Source organism: Ancylobacter sp. SL191, from assembly GCF_026625645.1.
In the GTDB taxonomy this organism is placed as follows: Bacteria; Pseudomonadota; Alphaproteobacteria; order Rhizobiales; family Xanthobacteraceae; genus Ancylobacter.
Genome location: NZ_CP113056.1, coordinates 1,906,305 through 1,924,776 on the forward strand (window position 1 = coordinate 1,906,305; position 18,472 = coordinate 1,924,776).

Below are 18,472 nucleotides of genomic sequence, written 5' to 3' on the forward strand. Positions count from 1 at the left end.
GGATGACGCGTTTGAGACGACCTTTGGAGTGGCCTATGCCCGACACCCAGTCCGACAAGATCCCCGTCACCGTGCTGACCGGCTATCTCGGCGCCGGCAAGACGACGCTGCTGAACCGCATCCTGTCCGAGTCGCACGGCAAGAAGTACGCCGTCGTGGTGAACGAGTTCGGCGAGATCGGCATCGACAACGACCTGGTGGTCGGGGCCGATGAAGAAGTGTTCGAGATGAACAATGGCTGCATCTGCTGCACGGTGCGCGGCGATCTGATCCGCATCATCGACGGCCTGCTGCGCCGCAAGGGCGATTTCGACGGCATCATCGTCGAGACCACCGGCCTTGCCGACCCGGCCCCGGTCGCCCAGACCTTCTTCGTCGACGAGACGGTCGGCGCCAAGACCACGCTCGACGCGGTGGTGACGGTGGCTGATGCCAAATGGCTGAAGGACCGGCTGAAGGACGCGCCGGAGGCGAAGAACCAGATCGCCTTTGCCGATGTGATCCTGCTCAACAAGACCGACCTCGTCTCGGAGACCGAGCTGAAGGACGTGGAGATGCGCATCCGCGCCATCAACCCCTTCGCGCGCATCCACCACACCCAGCGTTCCAACATCGCCATCGACAAGGTGCTCGGCCAGGGCGCGTTCGACCTCGACCGCATCCAGGCCATTGACCCGGACTTTCTGGAGGGCGGTCACAAGCACTTCCACGACGAGGACATGCAGTCCTATTCCTTCTCGTCGGACAAGCCGCTGAACCCGGACAAGTTCTTCCCGTGGATCCAGGAGCTGACCCAGCGCGAGGGGCCGAACATCCTGCGCTCCAAGGGCATCCTCGCCTTCAAGGACGACCCAGACCGTTTCGTGTTCCAGGGCGTTCACATGATCCTCGATGGCGATCACCAGCGCCCCTGGCGGGCGGATGAGGCCAAGCTCAGCCGCATCGTCTTCATCGGCCGCAAGCTTGACCGCGCCGCGCTTGAAGCGGGCTTCCTCTCCTGCGTGGCATGACCGCTGCCCATCATCCCGGCCGGTGCCCCGCACCGCGCCGGGATCGTCGTGCCGTCCCCCGACCCGATCCCGGACACGGCCTGACGGCCGTTCCGGGATGACGTCTGTCTGGGGCGCACTGCCCCACCCGTGACGTCCGGCGCGAATTGGGTTAACCCCACAGCGTCCCCACGAAAGCCGATCCCCCCATGGCCGTCCTTCCTTCGACCCCGTCTTCCCTGACCTCCCGCCTCAATGCGCTCGATCTCGGCGCCAGCGTCGTTGGCGTGCGCTTTCTCGGCGGGGCGGCGGGCTTCGTTCTCGGCAATGGCGAGATCGTGCTGGCCGAGCGGGGCGAGGAGACACGGGTGCGCGCTCATGCCGGGGCGGTGCTGTCGGTCGCGGGAGACGCCCGGCGCATCCTCACCGGCGGCGATGACGGGCGCGTGGTGGCGGTGCGCGGCGATGCATCGGTCGAGACGCTGGCCGAGCAGAAGGGCCGCTGGATCGACCAGGTGGCGACGGCCAATGATGGCGCCTTCGCCTTCTCCGCCGGCAAGACCGCGCATTTCCGGCCGGTGAAAGGCGAAGCTAAATCGCTGGACTTGCCCTCCACCGTTGGCGGACTCGCTTTTGCGCCCAAGGGCACGCGCCTCGCTGTCGCCCATTATGGCGGCGTGACGTTGTGGTTTCCCAACGCGCAGGCCAAGCCCGAGGTGCTGGAGTGGAAGGGCTCGCATCGCGGCGTGGTCTGGCACCCAGAAGGGCGTTTCGTCGTCACCACCATGCAGGAGGCGACGCTGCATGGCTGGCGGCTGCCCGACGGCGCCAATATGCGCATGTCCGGCTACCCTTCGCGGGTGCGTTCGCTGGAGTTCACCGCCGGCGGGCGCTTCCTCGCCACCTCGGGCTCGGCGGAGGTGATCCTCTGGCCCTTCGGCAGCAAGGAAGGGCCGATGGGCAAGCAGCCGGTGATGCTGGCGCCGCGCGATGTGCGGGTGTCCTGCGTCGCCACGCACCCCAAGGACGAGGTGTTTGCCTGCGGCTATGAGGATGGTCTCGTGCTCATGGTTCGCATTGCCGACGGCGCCGAGATCCTGCTGCGCGCCCCGACCGGCAGCCCGGTGACCGCGCTCGCCTTCCGCGCCGATGGCGGCGCGTTGGCCCTTGGCGATGAGGCCGGCAAGGCTGGGTTGCTGTCCTTCTAAGTGCAGCTTCCGGCTGAATATTGCTAGATGTGACAGACGGTTAGCCAGTGGTTCTGTGTCGATCGGGCCACACAGCCCGGCTTTTGTGACCTCGTGGACGACGCCGGCAGCTGGAGGGGCGAAAACCCGTCCGGCTGTCACCCAACCGTCATCTGCCGCCGCTACCCGCAGGCTTGGGGATTTTCAGGTCTGGGGATATTTTCGATGAACCGTTTCTTCGTGTCGACGAGCATGCGCGCGCTCGCCGCGGCCGGTGTCATGCTTGCTGCGCCTCTGGGTGCGTGGGCGAGCGATTTCAACGTGACGACCGCGACCACCACGCAGCAAACGGTCTCCGGCGCCAATGTCGGCACCGTCACCAGCTCCGGCTCGATCACCACCTCGGGCGTCGCGGTGCTGTGGAACGGCGCAGCGACCGGCACCGGTGTCAGCATCACTAATGACGGCACGATCGGCAGCACGGGCGGACGCGCCTTCGACACCAGCGGCTCGTCGATCACCGGCATCTACACGCTGGTGAACAACGGCACGATCTCCTCGTCCAACGACACGTTCCGCATCAATGACGACTTCGCCAATGGCACGCTCAACGTGACCAATTATGGCACCATGACTTCGGCTACCGGGCAGGTGTTCGACCTTGCCAATGTCACCGCCGTAACCGCCGTGGTGACCATCACCAATTACGGCACGCTGCAATCCGGTACGGCCGACGTGGTGCGTCCGGGCGCCGGCGGCACCGTCATCAATTACGGGCGCATCGAGGCGACCGATCTGACCAGCGACGGCGACGGCGTGGACTTCCAGACCGCCGGCGGCACGGTCGTCAACAAGACCGGCGGCGTGATCCTTGGCGCCAAGCACGGCATCACCGGCGACGGCGCCACTACCGTCACCAACGAGGTCGGGGCGAGCATTACCGGCCAGAACGGCTCGGGCATCAATATCGACAGCACCGGTTCCACATTGGTGACCATCACCAATTACGGCACGATCACCGGCGCCGTGACGGGCCTCCTCGACGATGACGGCGCGGCCGATGGCGTGCCGGACGGCGATGGCGACGGCATTGATGTCGACGGCCAGATTCTGCTGCACAATTACGGTACGGTGCAGGGCACCGGCGCGACCGGCACCAATGACGGCATCCCCAACACGGCGGACGGCATCGCGGCGGGCGGCGGCACGATCTACAACTACGCCGGCGCCGTGATCGAAGCCTATGACAACTACCCGAACGACGGTTCCGACGATGTCGGCCGCGCGATCCTGATCGACGACAGCAATGGCGGCGCGGCACCCTTCGCGACTACCATCATCAATCAGGGCACCATCCGTTCGGACGGTGTCGCCATCACGCTGGTCGGCGACAACAACGACACGATCGAGAATTACAGCGTCATCTCCAGCGACGACGCCAAGGCCGTCGACATGGGCGGCGGCGATGACCTGTTCATCTACCATATCGGCAGCTCGGTGACCGGTTACGTGACCGGCGGGGCGGGCACCGATACGTTCGAGCTCGCCGGCACCGGCAGCTTCGACCTCTCGCTGCTCGGCACCAGCGCGCAGTACCGCGACTTCGAGGCGCTGCTGATCGCCGAAGGCGCGGTCATCACCGCGACCGGGACCAGCGACTTCGCCGGCACGCTTGAGATCGACGGCAGCCTGACGCTCAACGGCTCCCTCGCGGCGGCGGGCTTCACCATCGCGGATGGCGCGACGCTGACCGGCAACTCGACGGTAGCGAGCCTCACCGTGGAGAATGGCGGCACCGTCTCGCCGGGCAACTCCATCGGCACGGTGACCGTGACCGGTACCGCGACCTTCAACACCGGCTCGACCTATGTGGTGGAGATCGACCAGACCTCGTCCGACCAGATCGTCGCCGGCACGCTGGCGCTGAACGGCGGCACGGTGCAGTTGTCCTCTTCCGGCCCGCTGAACGCTGGTGCGGTCTACACGATCATCAGTGCGAGCAGCACCACCACATCGGGCACCCAGTTCGACACGCTGGTGAGCCCCGACTATCTCTTCATCACCCCGACGCTCGGCCGTGACGGCGCCTCCGTGACGCTGACGCTGACCCGCAACGGCACGAGCTTCGCGAGCTACGCCCAGACCGCCAACCAGGCGGCGGTGGCGAATGCGCTGGAGGCGGGCGGCACGGCGGCGTCCTATCTCACGGCCGCGACCACATCGACCGACACCAGCCAGTTCGCGACGGGGTTCGACCTGCTCTCCGGCGAGGTGCATGCCTCGGTCGGCAACACGCTCTACACCCAGTCGACGCTGATCGGCGACACGCTCGCCGCCCGCCTGCGCCAGAGCGCCCCGACGGGGAGCAGCCCGGCGATGGCGGCGCTCTCCGCTGGTGGGCCGGCGCTGGCCTATGCCGCGCCGAGCGCCACCAAGAGCCCGATCGTCACCAAGGCGCCCGTGGCCGCCCCCGCAGGCCCGGTCTATGCCGCCTGGGCACAGGGTTTTGGCCAGTGGAGCACGGCGGACGGCACGGGCAACTCGGCCGAGATCGACAGCTCGCTCGGCGGCTTCCTTGCCGGCGCGGATGTGACGCTCGATGCCAGCACCTTCGGCTTCGCGGCGGGTTACGTCTCGGCCAATACCGATGTCGATGCCCGGCTCAGCAGCGCCGACACCTCGACCTTCGTGATCGCCGCCTATGCCGGCACCAGCCTCGAGAATTTCCGCCTGCGCGGCGGCGCCTCCTATGGCTGGACCGACACCGACACGCAGCGCACGGCGAGCTTCATGGGCCTCACCCAGTCGCTCACCGCTTCCTATGATGGCGGCACGGCGAATGTCTTCATCGAGGCGGCCTATGCGGCGGAGATGAACTCCATTGCCTTCGAGCCCTTCGCCCAGATGGCGTGGAGCTGGATCGACACGGACAGCTTCACCGAGAGCGGCGGCAGCATGGCCCTCTCCTCGGACGGGCTGTCCTTCGACGTGCCCTATTCGACGCTCGGCCTGCGCCTTGCCACCTCCATCGAGATGGGGTCGGCGGTGGCGACGCCGCATGCCAGCCTCGGCTGGCGCCACGCCTTCGGCGACATCACGCCGGAAGCGGCCATGGCCTTCGCCGAGACCGGCGCCGGCTTCGCGGTGCAGGGCGCGCCGATTGCCGAGGACAGCTTCGTTCTTGGCGCCGGCATCGACGTGAAGCTCGGCAACGGCCTCAGCCTGAACATCGGCTATGAGGGCGAGTTCGCCAGCGATGTCGAGACCAACGCCGTGCGCGGCGGGCTGGTCTACCGCTTCTGAGCACCCGAGGCGGCGGGGCGTTTCCCGCCGCCTTCCCGGACGCCCGGCATTTCCGCAACGGTACCTCTACCGCACTGCGGCAAATGGGATAGGCTGGCACTTCCGCAGGAGAGGAACCGAGCGCCATGAAGATCGAGGACGTCCGCCGCACCGCCTATTCCATGCCGCTGACCAACCCGGCCTATCCGGTGGGGCCCTATCATTTCTTCAACCGCGAATACCTCATCATCACCTACCGCACCGATCCGGCGGCGCTGGAGAAGGTGGTGCCCGAGCCGCTTAAGGTGACCGATCCGATCGTCAAATATGAGTTCATCCGCATGCCGGATTCCACCGGCTTCGGCGACTACACCGAGACCGGGCAGGTGATCCCGGTGGAGTTCGAGGGCCGCAAGGGCGGCTTCGTCCACTCCATGTATCTCGACGATGAAGCCCCCATCGCCGGCGGGCGCGAACTCTGGGGCTTCCCCAAGAAGCTCGCCAAGCCGCGCTTCAAGGTGGAGAGCGACGTGCTGGTGGCCGATCTGCACTATGGCAGCGTGCTCTGCGCCTCCGGCACCATGGGTTACAAGTACAAGACCGCCGACCATGACGCGGTGATGGCCTCCATGCTCGCCCCGAGCTGGCTGCTCAAGATCATCCCGCATGTCGACGGCAGCGCGCGCATCCTCGAACTGGTCGAGTATTATCTTGAGGAGGTCACCATCAAGGAGGCGTGGACCGGCCCGGCGGCGCTCGGCCTCTTCCCGCATGCCATCTGCGATGTCGCCAAGCTGCCGGTGCTCGAGGTGCTCTCCGCCGTCCACATCAAGGCCGACCTGACGCTCGGACTCGGCAAGGTGGTGCACGACTATCTGAAGGATTGACGCGGCCTCAGCCGAGCCCCAGCCGCTCGGCCGCCATGAAGCCGAACATCAGCGCGAGGCCGAAGGCGATGAGGGCGAGCGCGGCGAGAAATTCGACGCCGCGCAGCACCACCGCCCCGCTCGTGCCCCGGCGGGTGGCAGCGAGCCTCACCGCCGCGTGCTTGGCGAAGACCGCGAGCGCGGCGATGGCGCTTACGGTGATCGCCGTGCCCACGCCCATCAGCAGGGTGGAGGCGGCGCCGACCCAGAAGATGCCCTGCGTCAGCGCGAAGACCAGCACGAGGATCGCCCCCGTGCAGGGCCTCAGGCCGACCGAGAACACCGCGCCCCACCATTCCCGCCAGCCGCCACCTTTGGGCAGCGTCTCGGGCGCGGGCATATGGCCGTGCCCGTCCTCGCAGCCGCAGTCATCGCCATGCACATGGTCCGGCTGCCCGCGCCAGGCGGCAACGAGCGCGCGGCCTTTGGCATAAGCGAGGCGCAGGCCGATCAGCACGATGAGGCCATAGGCGGCGAGTTCGATGAGGTAGACCGCCCGACTCATCGTCGCGGCGGTGGCGCCGATCAGCACAGCGAAGATGGCGGCGACAAGGATGGCTGTCAGCGCCTGTGCGAAGGCGCTGGCGAAGGCGAGGCCGATGCCGCGCTTCAGCGTCGCCTCATTGGCGAGCAGATAGGAGGAGATCACCGCCTTGCCGTGGCCGGGACCGGCAGCGTGGAACACGCCATAGGCGAAGGAGATGCCGCCGAGCAGGAAGACGGCGTGGCCGTCCTGCTTGGAGGCGCGCACGGCACCGGTCAGCAGCCGGTAGAACTCGGCCTGCTTGGCGAGGATGAAGCCGGCGATGCCGCCGACATCGCCCGGCACATTGCCCGAGGGCACGGGCGCCCCGACACCGAAGGGCGACTGGGCAAGGGCGGGATGGGCGAAAAGAAGCGCGGCGAGCCCGGCCATCGCGCCCGTCACCACCAGCGCGCTAACCGGGAGGTGAGGCTTCACGAGCAGGTCACCGTCACGCGGTTGGCGAATTGCGAGCCGAAATTGCTCGCCGAGGTCAGCGCGTTGAAGAAGCCTTCCGACAGCGTGGTGGTGCCCGTCGCCGGGTCCGGCCGGTGCAGCGCGAGCGAGCAGCCGGCGGAGTCGCCCGCCAGCTTGATCGGATCGTCGTCGGCCAGCGCGAAGGCGACGAAATAGGTGGGATCGTAGACGTCAATCGTCGTCGAACCCTTCTTTGCCTCCGGCTCGGCGAGCGGAAGGGTAAAGTGCAGCGTCAGCGACGTCCCGTCATAGGTGAGGGAGTAGTCCTTGGGCGGGGCGAAGCCGATCGCCTGCTTGCCGCGCTTGGCATAGGTGAAATAGTCGAATTCCTTGAGGGAATCGATGTTCACCTGGGCGAGTTCCTTCAGCGTCTTCTCGCTGGGCTTGCCGTCCGGCCCGGTCTCCAGTCCCTGTAGCGCGTAGCTGGAGAAGCCCTCGTCGAAGGTCCAGTCGTGGCGCACGCCGGTGAGCCGGCCATCCGGCGCATAATCGAGCTCGGCATTCACCGTGACCCAGACATGGGGATGGGCAAAGGCCGGGGCGACGAGCCCGCACAGCACCAGAACCGCCCCGAGAAATCGCCGGATCATCCGCATCATCACCCTTGCCGCACCGCGCTCCCGCAGCGCACCGAATCTTCGCTGCCGAGTTCGGCGGAATGGTGACCGGTTCGGGGGCGGGGGCCAAGGGGGCTAAGGCAGGGTGCTTGCAAAGCCCCCAAACGCAATCACCCCCGAGCAGGGCTCGGGGGTGATGATGTCAGCGTGTTCGGAGGCTCATCAGCCCCCGCTGGGCTGGCCTCAGGCCGCCTTGGCGGACTTGGGCTGGAGCAGCTTGCGGTTGATCAGCGCCTCGGCGATCTGGACCGCGTTGAGCGCGGCGCCCTTGCGCAGATTGTCCGACACGCACCAGAAGGAGAGGCCGTTCTCCACCGTCGCATCCTCGCGGATGCGCGAGATGTAGGTCGCGTCCTCGCCGGCCGCCTCGTAGGGCGTGATGTAGCCGCCTGGCTCGCGCTTATCGACCACCAGGATGCCCGGCGCGGCGCGCAGGGCCGCGGTAGCCTCCTCGACGGTGATCGGATTCTCGAACTCGACGTTGACGGCTTCCGAGTGCGAGATGAAGACAGGAACGCGGACGGCGGTGCAGGTCAGCTTGATCTTGGGATCAAGGATCTTCTTGGTCTCCACCATCACCTTCCATTCCTCCTTCGTGTAGCCGTCTTCCATGAAGACGTCGATGTGAGGAATGACGTTGAAGGCGATGCGCTTGGGGAACTTCTTAGCCTCTACCGGGTCCGACACGAAGACGGCGCGGGTCTGCGCGAACAGCTCATCCATGGCGTCCTTGCCGGCGCCGGAGACCGACTGGTAGGTCGCCACGACCACGCGCTTGATGGTCGCCAGATCGTGCAGCGGCTTCAGCGCCACGACGAGCTGGGCGGTCGAGCAGTTCGGGTTGGCGATGATGTTCTTCTTGGTGAAGCCGGCGAGGGCGTCGGCATTCACCTCGGGAACCACCAGCGGCACATCGGAATCATAGCGCCAGGCCGAGGAGTTATCGATCACCACGCAGCCCTGGCGGCCGATCTTGGGCGACCACTCCTTGGAGACGTCGCCACCGGCCGACATCAGGCAGATGTCGGTGTCCGAGAAGTCATAATTCTCAAGGGCTTTGCACTTCAGGGTCTTGTCGCCGAAGGAGACCTCCGTTCCCACCGAACGGCGGGAGGCGAGCGCGACGACCTCGTCCGCGGGAAAACCGCGTTCGGCGAGAATGTCGAGCATTTCGCGGCCCACATTGCCCGTGGCACCGACGATAGCGACCTTGTAGCCCATTGTGTCTCTCCTGACGGCCCTGCCATTCACAGGCTCGGGCGAGGGCGGGCTTTTACGCCGAAAGGCGGATGAGAGCAAGGTTTCGCCCGCGCCCGCGCGCCTTTGCGACGCTGCCCTCGCCGCGCGCCTCTGCCGCAACGTCACTGCGGCCGGAAGTGAGGATGGAACCACCGCCGGGCATCGCGGTTGTTCCATACCTCCATCAGGCGCCGGATGAGCCGTCGCGACCCCGCTCTATTATGCAACCTCGTACGATTTCCAGTTGTACGCGCCGGGGTCCACGCCGCGCCCGCGATGTCTAAAAGCATCCCAAACGGTATCGCCGGGCGGACATTGTCCTATTCTGATGTATAATATGCGCGAAGACCGTTCACAGGCCCCAGAGTGATGCCCGCGGTACTAATAATTGACGACAGTACGACCAATCGACGCATTTACTCGGAGTTGGCACGCCAGCTTGAGCCTAATGTTTACGTGGAGATGTTCGAGAACGGAGCCGAGGCTCTGGAATGGTTGGTGGAGCATCGCGCTGATCTGATCATAACAGATTACAAGATGCCTAAAATGAACGGCGCCGAGCTGGTCCGCGCCGTTCGTGCCCTGCCGCATCTGCGCGACGTGCCCATCATTGTCGTGACCGCCTATGACGACCGCAAGTTTCGCGTTGCCTCGCTGGAGGCCGGCGCGACAGATTTTCTGCTGAGCCCGGTGGATCACGTCGAGTTTCTGGCGCGATCGCGAAACCTGTTGAAGCTGCGTCGGCAGCACCTGTTGCTTGCGGACAGGGCCGAGCAACTGGAGATCAACCTGACCGCAAAGGACCAGTTGCTGCGCGCAAGTCGCGAGGCGCTGGCCCAAGTCATCGACACCGTGCCCGCTTTCATCAGCGCGTCCGATCTCGATGGCCGCTGCGTGCTGGTGAATGTCCAGCAGGCGGCGTCCATCGGCAAGGTTCCGAACGACCTCGTCGGGCAGCCGATCGAATCGTTGATCGGTGAGGAGCGCGGGCTTGTCAGCCGTCAGCTTGACCAGATCGTGCTCAGGACAGGAAAGGCGATCGCGCCCCGCGAGGAAGAGGTCGTCACACCTGGCGGCGACCACTACATCTACCTGACCAACAAGGCGCCGCTGCATGACGGCGCGGGCCGGATCAGCGGCATTCTGACCACCTCGATCGACGTGACCCAGCGCCGGCAGATTGAGCTGCGGCTGGAGTATCTGGCCAACCACGATTCGCTGACGGGGCTTCCGAACCGGCTTCTGCTCCGCGATCACCTGCGCCGCGAGCTCGCGCGCGGCCGGCGTGGCAATCAGAGCTTCGCGCTGCATTTCATCGATCTGGACCGGTTCAAGGCAATCAATGATGCCCACGGGCATCACCGGGGCGACCAGCTGCTGCAGGATGTGGCGGAGAGCCTCACGCGCCTGCTCGGTCCGGGCCTGACCGTGGCGCGCCTCGGCGGCGATGAGTTCGCGGTGCTGCAGCCCGACATTAACGGGCCGGAGGATGCGGAGCGGCTGGCCGTCACGATCCTGAGGATGCTCATTGGCGAGGATGAGAATTCGTCCTCCCCGCGTATCGGGGCGAGCATCGGCATCACGGTTGCCCCTCTCGACGGCGCTGACCCCGACGACCTGCTGCGCAATTCCGACCAGGCGATGTATCTGGCCAAGTCGGTCGGCGGCAACACGGTGCGCTTCTTCGCCGCCGATATGGCGCCGCTCGCCAGCCAGCGGGCCCAGATGGAAAGCGACATGCGCGACGCCCTGAAGCGCCGCGAATTCCTGCTCCACTACCAGCCGCTGGTCGATCTGCGCAGCGGCGATGTCATCGGGACCGAGGCCCTGCTGCGCTGGGCGCACCCACAGCATGGCCTGCTGGCGCCGGGCGCGTTCCTGAGCCTCGCCGAAGAAAGCGGGCTGATCGTGCCGATCAATGAATGGGTTCTGCGCGAGGCGTGCCGCCAGGGCACGGTGTGGCGGCAGGCGGGCTTGGGCGATCTGCGCATGGCCGTGAACCTGTCCCCCGTGCAGTTCCGGCGGCAGAAGGTCGGCGAGCTCGTCCGCAGCGTGATCGAGGAGAGCGGCTTTGCCCCCGAGCTTCTCGACCTCGAACTGACCGAAGGCATTCTCATCGACTATAATGAGACGGTGTCCGAGCAGATGCGCCTGCTGCGCTCGCTCGGCGTGAGCCTCTCGGTGGATGACTTCGGGACAGGCTACTCGTCGCTGAACTACATCCGCAATTTTCCGCTGCAGCGCCTGAAGATCGACCGGTCCTTCGTGAAGGATCTGGCCATCGACCCGCGTGCGCTCGCCATCGTGCGGACCATCATCGAGCTCGGCCACAACCTCAATCTGAAGGTTCTGGCCGAGGGCGTCGAGGAGGCGAGCCAGCTTCAGACCCTCCGCGCGGAGGGGTGTGACGAGGTGCAGGGGTACTATTTCAGCCGGCCCGTGCCGGCGGACATGTTTGTCCAGTGGCTGTCGCACCGGGAGGGTGGGACCAACCCGACGCCATGAGGTAAGGTGCCGCCATGCGATCCGCCCCGCTCCAGCGCCGCCTGATGTCACCGATTCACTGGATCGCGAGCCGCCTGCGCAACCGCGCGGACAGCGAGCACGAGATGAGCTTCAACCGGCTCATCTTTGCCTTCATCATCGTCATCGTTCTGGCGGTGAACAGCACGACCAGCGACGTCCATGAGTCGCTGCGGGTGATGGCGCTGTACATCGTGCTGGCGCTCGGTGTCCTCGGCCACATCCTCATCCGCCCTGCCATATCGCGGGCGCGGCGGGTGTTCGCGCTGCTGCTGGATTGCGGGTTTCTCGGCTGGCAGCTGCATCTGGGCGGCGAGGTTGCTGCGCTGTTCTACCCGATCTATCTCTGGGTCATCTTCGGCAACGGCTTCCGCTTCGGTGTTGCCGCCCTCCTGACGGCGATACCCGTTGCCGTGCTCAGCTTCGCGACGGTCATGTGGACCACGCCGTTCTGGCGGGACCAGTGGCACCTGTCCCTCGGTCTGCTAGTCGGCCTTGTCATTCTGCCGGCCTATGCCGGAACCCTCATCCGCAAATTGTCGACGGCGACCAAGGTGGCGGAGGAGGCGAGCCAGGCCAAGAGTCTGTTCCTGGCGAGCGTCAGCCATGAGCTGCGCACCCCGCTCACCGCCATCGTCGGCATGACCGGCCTGCTCCGCGGAACGCCGCTGGCGCGGGATCAGCGCGAGATGGTCGACACCGTCGATGTCGCGACCCGTTCCCTGCGGACCCTCATCGACGGGCTGCTCGATCTCTCCCGCATCGAGGCCGGGCGCATGCCGGTTCCGCATGCAGCCTTCGATCTCGTCGCGCTGCTGGTCGACGCCCGCCGGCTGGTCGAGGGGCAGGCGCGCGAGCGCGGACTAAGCTTCAACCTTCATGTGACGCCGCGCACGCCGCTCGATCTCGTCGGCAGCCGCCAGCACCTGCATGAAGTGTTGCTCAACCTCGCCGGCAATGCGGTGAAATTCACCGAGAAGGGCGGCGTGACCATCGCCGTCGACACCGAGCCTCGGGAGAACGGCCGGCTGACCCTCATTATCGAGGTCAGCGACACAGGGATCGGCATCGCCCGCGCCGATCAGGAGCGGATCTTCGAGGACTTCACCCAGGCCGATGCCAGCATCCTCAACCGTTTCGGCGGCACCGGCCTCGGCCTCGCGATCACCCGCCGGCTAGTCGCCCTCATGGGGGGCATCATCTCCGTGGACAGCGAGCCGGGCGTCGGGAGCACGTTTCGACTGGAAGTGCCAATCGACGGCGCCATCCTCGACGCGGCCCATGCCACACGGGATGCCCCTCCCGTTCTGGTCTGCCGTGATACCGCCCCGCTCGCCCCGCTGCTCGACACTCTGAGTGAACTCGATCTGCCGCCCGTGATCGCCGATCTCCGGCTCGGGCCGGCCCGGATGTTCTCCCCACAGGCGGCGGGCGCTGTCCGGCTTCTGTATGAACCGGACACGCGCAACCTTGCTTTGCCGGCGCCTCCCGCCAACTCCCCGCCGCCCGTGCTCGTTCGGCCCGCATCCGAGCCGGGACTGCCGCCGCTGGAGCTGCGCCGGCTTTATGCGAGCGTGCTCGATGTGGGAGCGCCCGTCCATGAGGTGCAGCGCGCATTGAGACTGGCCCGCCGCCTTGGCGTGGCCGCGTCACTTGAGGCCGAACCGGCCCCGCCGGTGCCCCGCCTCGCCTGCCAGCTCCTTTTGGTGGACGACAACCGCGTCAACCAGCGTGTTTTCCAGCGCATTCTGGAGGGCGCCGGCCACAAGGTGCGCGTGGCGGAAACCGGCGAGCAGGCGCTCGACCTTCTCTCGGATGATGCCGACGCGTTCGATCTGGTGCTGATGGACTTCAACATGCCCGACATGGACGGGCTGGAAGCCAGCAAGCTCTACCGGATGATGTCGACCGGCGATAATCGCCTGCCCATCGTCGGCCTCACGGCGGACGCTACCGCGCTCGGTGACAGCCGGTGGCGCGATGCCGGCATGGATGACTGTCTGATCAAGCCGGTGGAGCCGGGTGTTCTTCTGGCGATGATCGACCGCCGCGCGCGGGCCGGTGATGCCCCGGCGCCGCTGCGGGAGAATGGGGGAAGTCTCGCCTATCTCGACAGCCCGCTGCGGCCGCTGGATGACGAGGCCATTGAGAGCCTGTGCCGCCTCGGCGGGCCGCATTTCGCGGCCGAGCTGATGGAGGATTATCTCGAGGATGCGCAGGCCATCATCGGGAGGCTCACCGCCACGGCCCGGCGGGGCGATGTGATCGGTTTCCGCAACGAGGCGCATGCGCTGCAAAGCAGCTCCGCCAATGTCGGCGCGCTGGCCCTCAGCGCCCTGTGTCAGCCCTGGCGCGACCTGCGCGGGGATGAGCTTCGCGCCCGCGCCGACGACCTTGATCGTCTGGCGCAACATCAGTTGGCCCGCACCCGCGTGGCGATGCGGGCCTGTTCGGTGCGCCTGAAGAATGCGGGATAGACGCCCCCGGCGGCCCCAGAGCCGCCAGGGGCAGGTGGCGTGTCACTCGGCGGCCGTCAGCAGCGGCATGGGCGACTGAAGCCCGGCAAGCCGCTTATTCTGGGCGGCGCAGAGCCGGTCCATCTTCCGCAGATCGGCCTCGGTCAGGTTCAGGGCGGCCTCGGCCCAGATGTCGACCACGTCGATCAGCTCCGCCAGCGTCACCGGGTTCACCCGGCGACGTGCCCGGTAGACGGCGAGGTGCGCGTTATGCTTGCGGCTGTGGCGCGCAATGTAGTCCATCGCCGCCTGCTGGCCTTGCCCGTCCTCGGCGAGCACGTCGACCACGCCCATGGCGTGCAGTTCCTCGGCGGTATGGACCCGGCCGGAGAGAATGAGCGCTTCCGCCTTTGCCCGGTCCATACGCCGCGACAGGAAGCTGTAGGCGCCCATGCCGGGGAACATGTTGAACAGGATTTCCGGCAGGCCCATCTTGGCGCTGCGTTCGGCCACGATCAGGTCGAAGGACAGCGCATGCTCGAAGCCGCCTCCCAGCGCGTCGCCCTGCACCAGCGCCATGGTGACGACGGGGCTGTCGAAGGCCACCGCATTGCGGTGAATGGCGGTGACGGCGACATGCCCATAATGGCGCATCGCCGCGAGGTCGCGGGTGCGGATCCGCGCGGCGAAATGCCCGAGATCGCCGCCGAGATTGTAAATGCCGGGCACGTCCGAGGCCATGACGAACCAGGAGAAGGGGGCCGCCGCCGGGTCCGGGAGATCGGCGAAGCTGCGGGTGATGGCCCCCTGCAGGCAACTGATGTCGTGCATCAGTTCATGCGTATAGGACGGCTTTCCAACCGGTCGCATGAACGTCCAGCAAATCGAGTTCACCGTATCGATGCTGAGGCGAAGGTTAGCATAGCCGTTGCCATGTATGGCTTGAACGGCCTCTTCTTGGGCGTGGGTGGCGGGAAGGGCGGTGACGTCAACCGCGCCGGCGACATGATTCAGGGCAATCAGGGACACGATCTCGCTCCATGGTGGGTGAGGTGAGGAAGCCCTACCCGGCGCGTGGCGGCGCCCGGGCAGTTCACCTTCCATTAGGCGTGGCGCGGCGCCCGAGAGCCAGAAGTTATTCAGTCAATGGCTGCAATTTGTTGACATTGATACTCATTACAACTTAGGCGGCGCAAAGAACACCGATAACAACTTGGACAGTTGGATCCAAAGGTAGCGGGCTCTTCTAAGCAGCGGCAGCCACCAGGCGTGGCCCGCGCTCTGCAGCAAGGCGCTTGCGAAATGACGCAGCGGCAATGTTCGGTTCGGCCACGCGGCCCGACTCATCGCCTGATTATGCGATCTATGGAAACCCCGCAGAAGTAACTTGTAACACCACACTCAGTCATTCTGAGCTAGAACATTGTCACCTGATGTTAGCGCAACTTCATCAGGCTCGGCTGGGGCGCTGACCCATGACTTCACCCGTCGAACAGCGCCCCAGTCACCCTTCCGAGAAGCAAATAAGGCCAGTCATAGTGACGCGTATGCGTCGCAGTGGCATGCAGCGTCATGTGTCATATCAAAATAATACATAAGCGAAATGCTCGGACACGTATGCGCAGTAAAATAGCCTGAAATCGGTCGATTATCGTGCGACGGACGAAAGCCCCGGGGATTTTGCCGTCTCGGACGGCTCGATCGCGCCGGGGTCATGAAATAAATCGGCGCTGAGTGGTGTAATATGACGTGTAACGACCAGGGACTTGGCGCAAGATTAATTCACGCATTGCTCATCATACTGGTCGCCGTTTTATTCTATACGATAGGGGATGCCGCGCAGGCGCGACTATACGCGGCGGCTGGGCCGACGCAAGAGGCCTCCTCCATCGTCGTTGAGGGTAATCAGCGTGTGGATTCGGAGACGATCCGCTCCTATTTCGCGTCGAAGCCGGGCGAGGCGCTGACGCCGGCCAAGATCGACGAGGGGCTGAAGGCGCTCTACGCGACCGGCCTTTTTTCGGACGTCAATGTCAGCCGCAGCGGCAATCGCCTCGTGGTGCGCGTGACCGAGAACGAGGTCATCAACCGCGTGGCGTTTGAGGGCAATCGCAAGATCAAGGACGAGCAGCTCGCCAGCGAGGTTCAGTCCAAGGCCCGCGCGCCGTTCTCCAAGACCACGGTGCAGGCCGACACCCAGCGCATCATCGAACTCTACCGCCGCTCGGGCCGCTACGACGTGAAGGTCGTGCCGAAGACCATCGAGCGCGGGCAGGGCCGTGTCGACCTCGTCTTCGAGATCACCGAGGGCGAGAAGCTCGGCGTCGCCGGCATCGTCTTCGTCGGTAACAAGGCCTTCTCCGAGTACAAGCTCAAGGAAGAGCTGACCACGACCGAGACCAACTGGCTGTCCTGGATCAAGAACACCGACGTCTATGATGTCGATCGCATCAATTCCGACCAGGAGCTGCTGCGCCGGTTCTACCTGCGTCACGGCTATGCCGATTTCCGCATCGTCTCGGTGACGGCGGATCTCGACCGCGGCAAGAACGGCTTCATCCTGACCTATGTCATCGACGAGGGTCCGCAGTACCGCGTCGGCACGGTGGATGTCGTCTCCAACATCAAGGACGTCGATCCGGCCCGCATCCGCGCGGCGCTGCGCGTGCAGAAGGGTCAGGTCTACAACGCCGAGCTGGTCGAGAAGTCGGTCGAGAACGCCACGATCGAGGTGTCGAAGAGCGGCTATGCCTTCGCCCAGGTGCGCCCGCGCGGCGACCGCGACGTGCAGACCCGCACAATCTCGCTGGTCTTCGCCGTCGAGGAGGGCCCGCGCGTCTATATTGAGCGCATCGAGATCCGCGGCAACACCCGCACCCGCGACTGGGTCATCCGTCGCGAGTTCGATCTGGCGGAAGGCGATGCCTATAACCGCGTGCTGATCGACCGCGCCGAACGCCGCCTGCGCAACCTCGGCTACTTCAAGGACGTGAAGATCACGAATGAACCCGGCACAGCCCCGGATCGGGTGGTTCTGGTCGTGCAGGTCGAGGACCAGCCCACGGGCGAGTTCTCCATCTCCGGGGGCTATTCGACCTCCGACGGGTTCATCGGCGAGGTTGCGGTGTCGGAGAAGAACTTCCTCGGTCGCGGTCAATATGTCCGCATAGCGGGCTCGCTGGGCGAGGACACGCAGGGGCTCGATTTCAATTTCACCGAACCGTATTTCCTCGATTCCCGCGTCGCCGCCGGCTTCGACCTCTACTGGAAGGAGACGACCGCGACCTCGACCAGCCCCTATGACACGAGCACGGTCGGCGGCACGCTGCGCGCGGCCCTGCCGCTCACGGACGAGTTCACCCTCGGCCTGCGCTACAGCCTGTATCAGAAAGAGATCACGATCGACGAAGACACGATCGAGGATTACGGCACGCCGTCCTGGGCGCTGCTGGAGGTGAACGGCGATCCGGCCATCACCTCGGCCATCGGCTACACGCTCACCTACAACATGCTCGACAACAATAACGGCCCTTCGAACGGCTATCTGCTGGAGTTCAAGCAGGATATGGCCGGGCTGGGCGGCGATGTGAATTATATCCGCTCGACCTTCGACTCGCGGTTTTATTTCCCGGTCTATGGCGACGTCACCTTCATGGTGCGTGGCCAGGGCGGCAACATCGCCTCGTGGGGCGGCGAGGATCTGCGCATCCTCGACAATTTCTTCAAGGGCCCGGATCTGGTGCGCGGCTTCAAGTCGAACGGCATCGGACCCCGCGACCTCGCCTCGGGCTGCAGCGACGGCGTGTGCGACAGCTCCGACGCCGATGCGCTGGGCGGCACGGTCTATTGGGGCGCCTCGGCCGAGATGCAGTTCCCGCTCACCTTCATGCCGAAGGAAATGGGCCTGACGGCTGCCGTGTTCGCCGATGCCGGCTCGATGTGGGACTATCAGGGCGGAACGACCTTCGAGAATGTCTCCGGCTGGCAGGACAGCCTGACGGACTGCTCGGCCATCGCCGGCTCCAAGACCAAGGGCTATAACAATGTCTGCGTGGCGGACAGCGACTCGATCCGCTCCTCGGTCGGTGTCAGCCTGATCTGGAAGTCGCCCTTCGGCCCGCTGCGCTTCGATTATGCGTGGGTGCTGACCAAGGAAGATTACGACCAGACGCAGGCTTTCCGCTTCAGCGGCGGCACCAAGTTCTAGGCGGGCCGCCGCCCAAGAACGTCATCATCCCCACCTCTCCCCCGGT

General features: G+C 65.5%; 11 protein-coding genes. 7 read left to right on the plus strand and 4 right to left on the minus strand.

Going from position 1 to position 18,472, the window contains the following annotated elements:
• The first annotated feature begins 35 nt into the window (after positions 1-35).
• From OU996_RS08660 to OU996_RS08675, 4 genes are all read left to right on the plus strand, one after another.
• Positions 36-1,010 (plus strand): CobW family GTP-binding protein, encoded by a 975-nt coding sequence (locus tag OU996_RS08660; RefSeq protein ID WP_267585196.1) that lies wholly within the window; start codon positions 36-38, stop codon positions 1,008-1,010.
• A gap of 188 nt (positions 1,011-1,198) precedes the next feature.
• Positions 1,199-2,197 carry a WD40 repeat domain-containing protein gene (locus tag OU996_RS08665; protein ID WP_267585197.1) on the plus strand — a complete coding sequence of 333 codons (999 nt, stop codon included), beginning with the start codon at positions 1,199-1,201 and terminating at the stop codon, positions 2,195-2,197.
• Positions 2,198-2,401: 204 nt separating this feature from the next.
• Positions 2,402-5,479: an autotransporter outer membrane beta-barrel domain-containing protein gene (locus OU996_RS08670; RefSeq protein ID WP_267585198.1), complete on the plus strand. Its 3,078-nt coding sequence runs from the start codon at positions 2,402-2,404 to the stop codon at positions 5,477-5,479.
• 125 nt (positions 5,480-5,604) lie between these two features.
• Positions 5,605-6,345 (plus strand): acetoacetate decarboxylase, encoded by a 741-nt coding sequence (locus tag OU996_RS08675; RefSeq protein ID WP_267585199.1) that lies wholly within the window; start codon positions 5,605-5,607, stop codon positions 6,343-6,345.
• A gap of 7 nt (positions 6,346-6,352) precedes the next feature.
• Here OU996_RS08675 and OU996_RS08680 read toward each other — a convergent pair whose 3' ends face one another.
• The 3 genes from OU996_RS08680 to OU996_RS08690 form a co-directional block, all read right to left on the minus strand.
• Positions 6,353-7,300 (minus strand): nickel/cobalt transporter, encoded by a 948-nt coding sequence (locus OU996_RS08680; protein WP_267585652.1) that lies wholly within the window; start codon positions 7,298-7,300, stop codon positions 6,353-6,355.
• A 41-nt stretch (positions 7,301-7,341) separates the two neighbouring features.
• Positions 7,342-7,974 carry a DUF1007 family protein gene (locus OU996_RS08685; protein ID WP_267585200.1) on the minus strand — a complete coding sequence of 211 codons (633 nt, stop codon included), beginning with the start codon at positions 7,972-7,974 and terminating at the stop codon, positions 7,342-7,344.
• Between the two features lie 210 nt (positions 7,975-8,184).
• On the minus strand, positions 8,185-9,222 hold the full coding sequence (locus tag OU996_RS08690) for an aspartate-semialdehyde dehydrogenase (protein WP_267585201.1): 1,038 nt from the start codon (positions 9,220-9,222) through the stop codon (positions 8,185-8,187).
• 387 nt (positions 9,223-9,609) lie between these two features.
• On the opposite strand from OU996_RS08690, the gene OU996_RS08695 reads away from it, so the two are divergent.
• Both OU996_RS08695 and OU996_RS08700 read left to right on the plus strand, forming a co-directional pair.
• A complete protein-coding gene (locus tag OU996_RS08695; protein ID WP_267585202.1) occupies positions 9,610-11,745 on the plus strand; it encodes an EAL domain-containing protein in 2,136 nt (711 codons plus the stop codon).
• 44 nt (positions 11,746-11,789) lie between these two features.
• Positions 11,790-14,240 carry a sensor histidine kinase gene (locus tag OU996_RS08700; protein WP_267585203.1) on the plus strand — a complete coding sequence of 817 codons (2,451 nt, stop codon included), beginning with the start codon at positions 11,790-11,792 and terminating at the stop codon, positions 14,238-14,240.
• Positions 14,241-14,282: 42 nt separating this feature from the next.
• Here OU996_RS08700 and OU996_RS08705 read toward each other — a convergent pair whose 3' ends face one another.
• Complete coding sequence (locus tag OU996_RS08705; RefSeq protein WP_420712724.1) at positions 14,283-15,248, minus strand: crotonase/enoyl-CoA hydratase family protein; 966 nt, start codon at positions 15,246-15,248, stop codon at positions 14,283-14,285.
• A gap of 715 nt (positions 15,249-15,963) precedes the next feature.
• On the opposite strand from OU996_RS08705, the gene bamA reads away from it, so the two are divergent.
• Positions 15,964-18,426: an outer membrane protein assembly factor BamA gene (bamA, locus tag OU996_RS08710; RefSeq protein WP_267585204.1), complete on the plus strand. Its 2,463-nt coding sequence runs from the start codon at positions 15,964-15,966 to the stop codon at positions 18,424-18,426.
• The last annotated feature ends 46 nt before the right edge of the window (positions 18,427-18,472 follow it).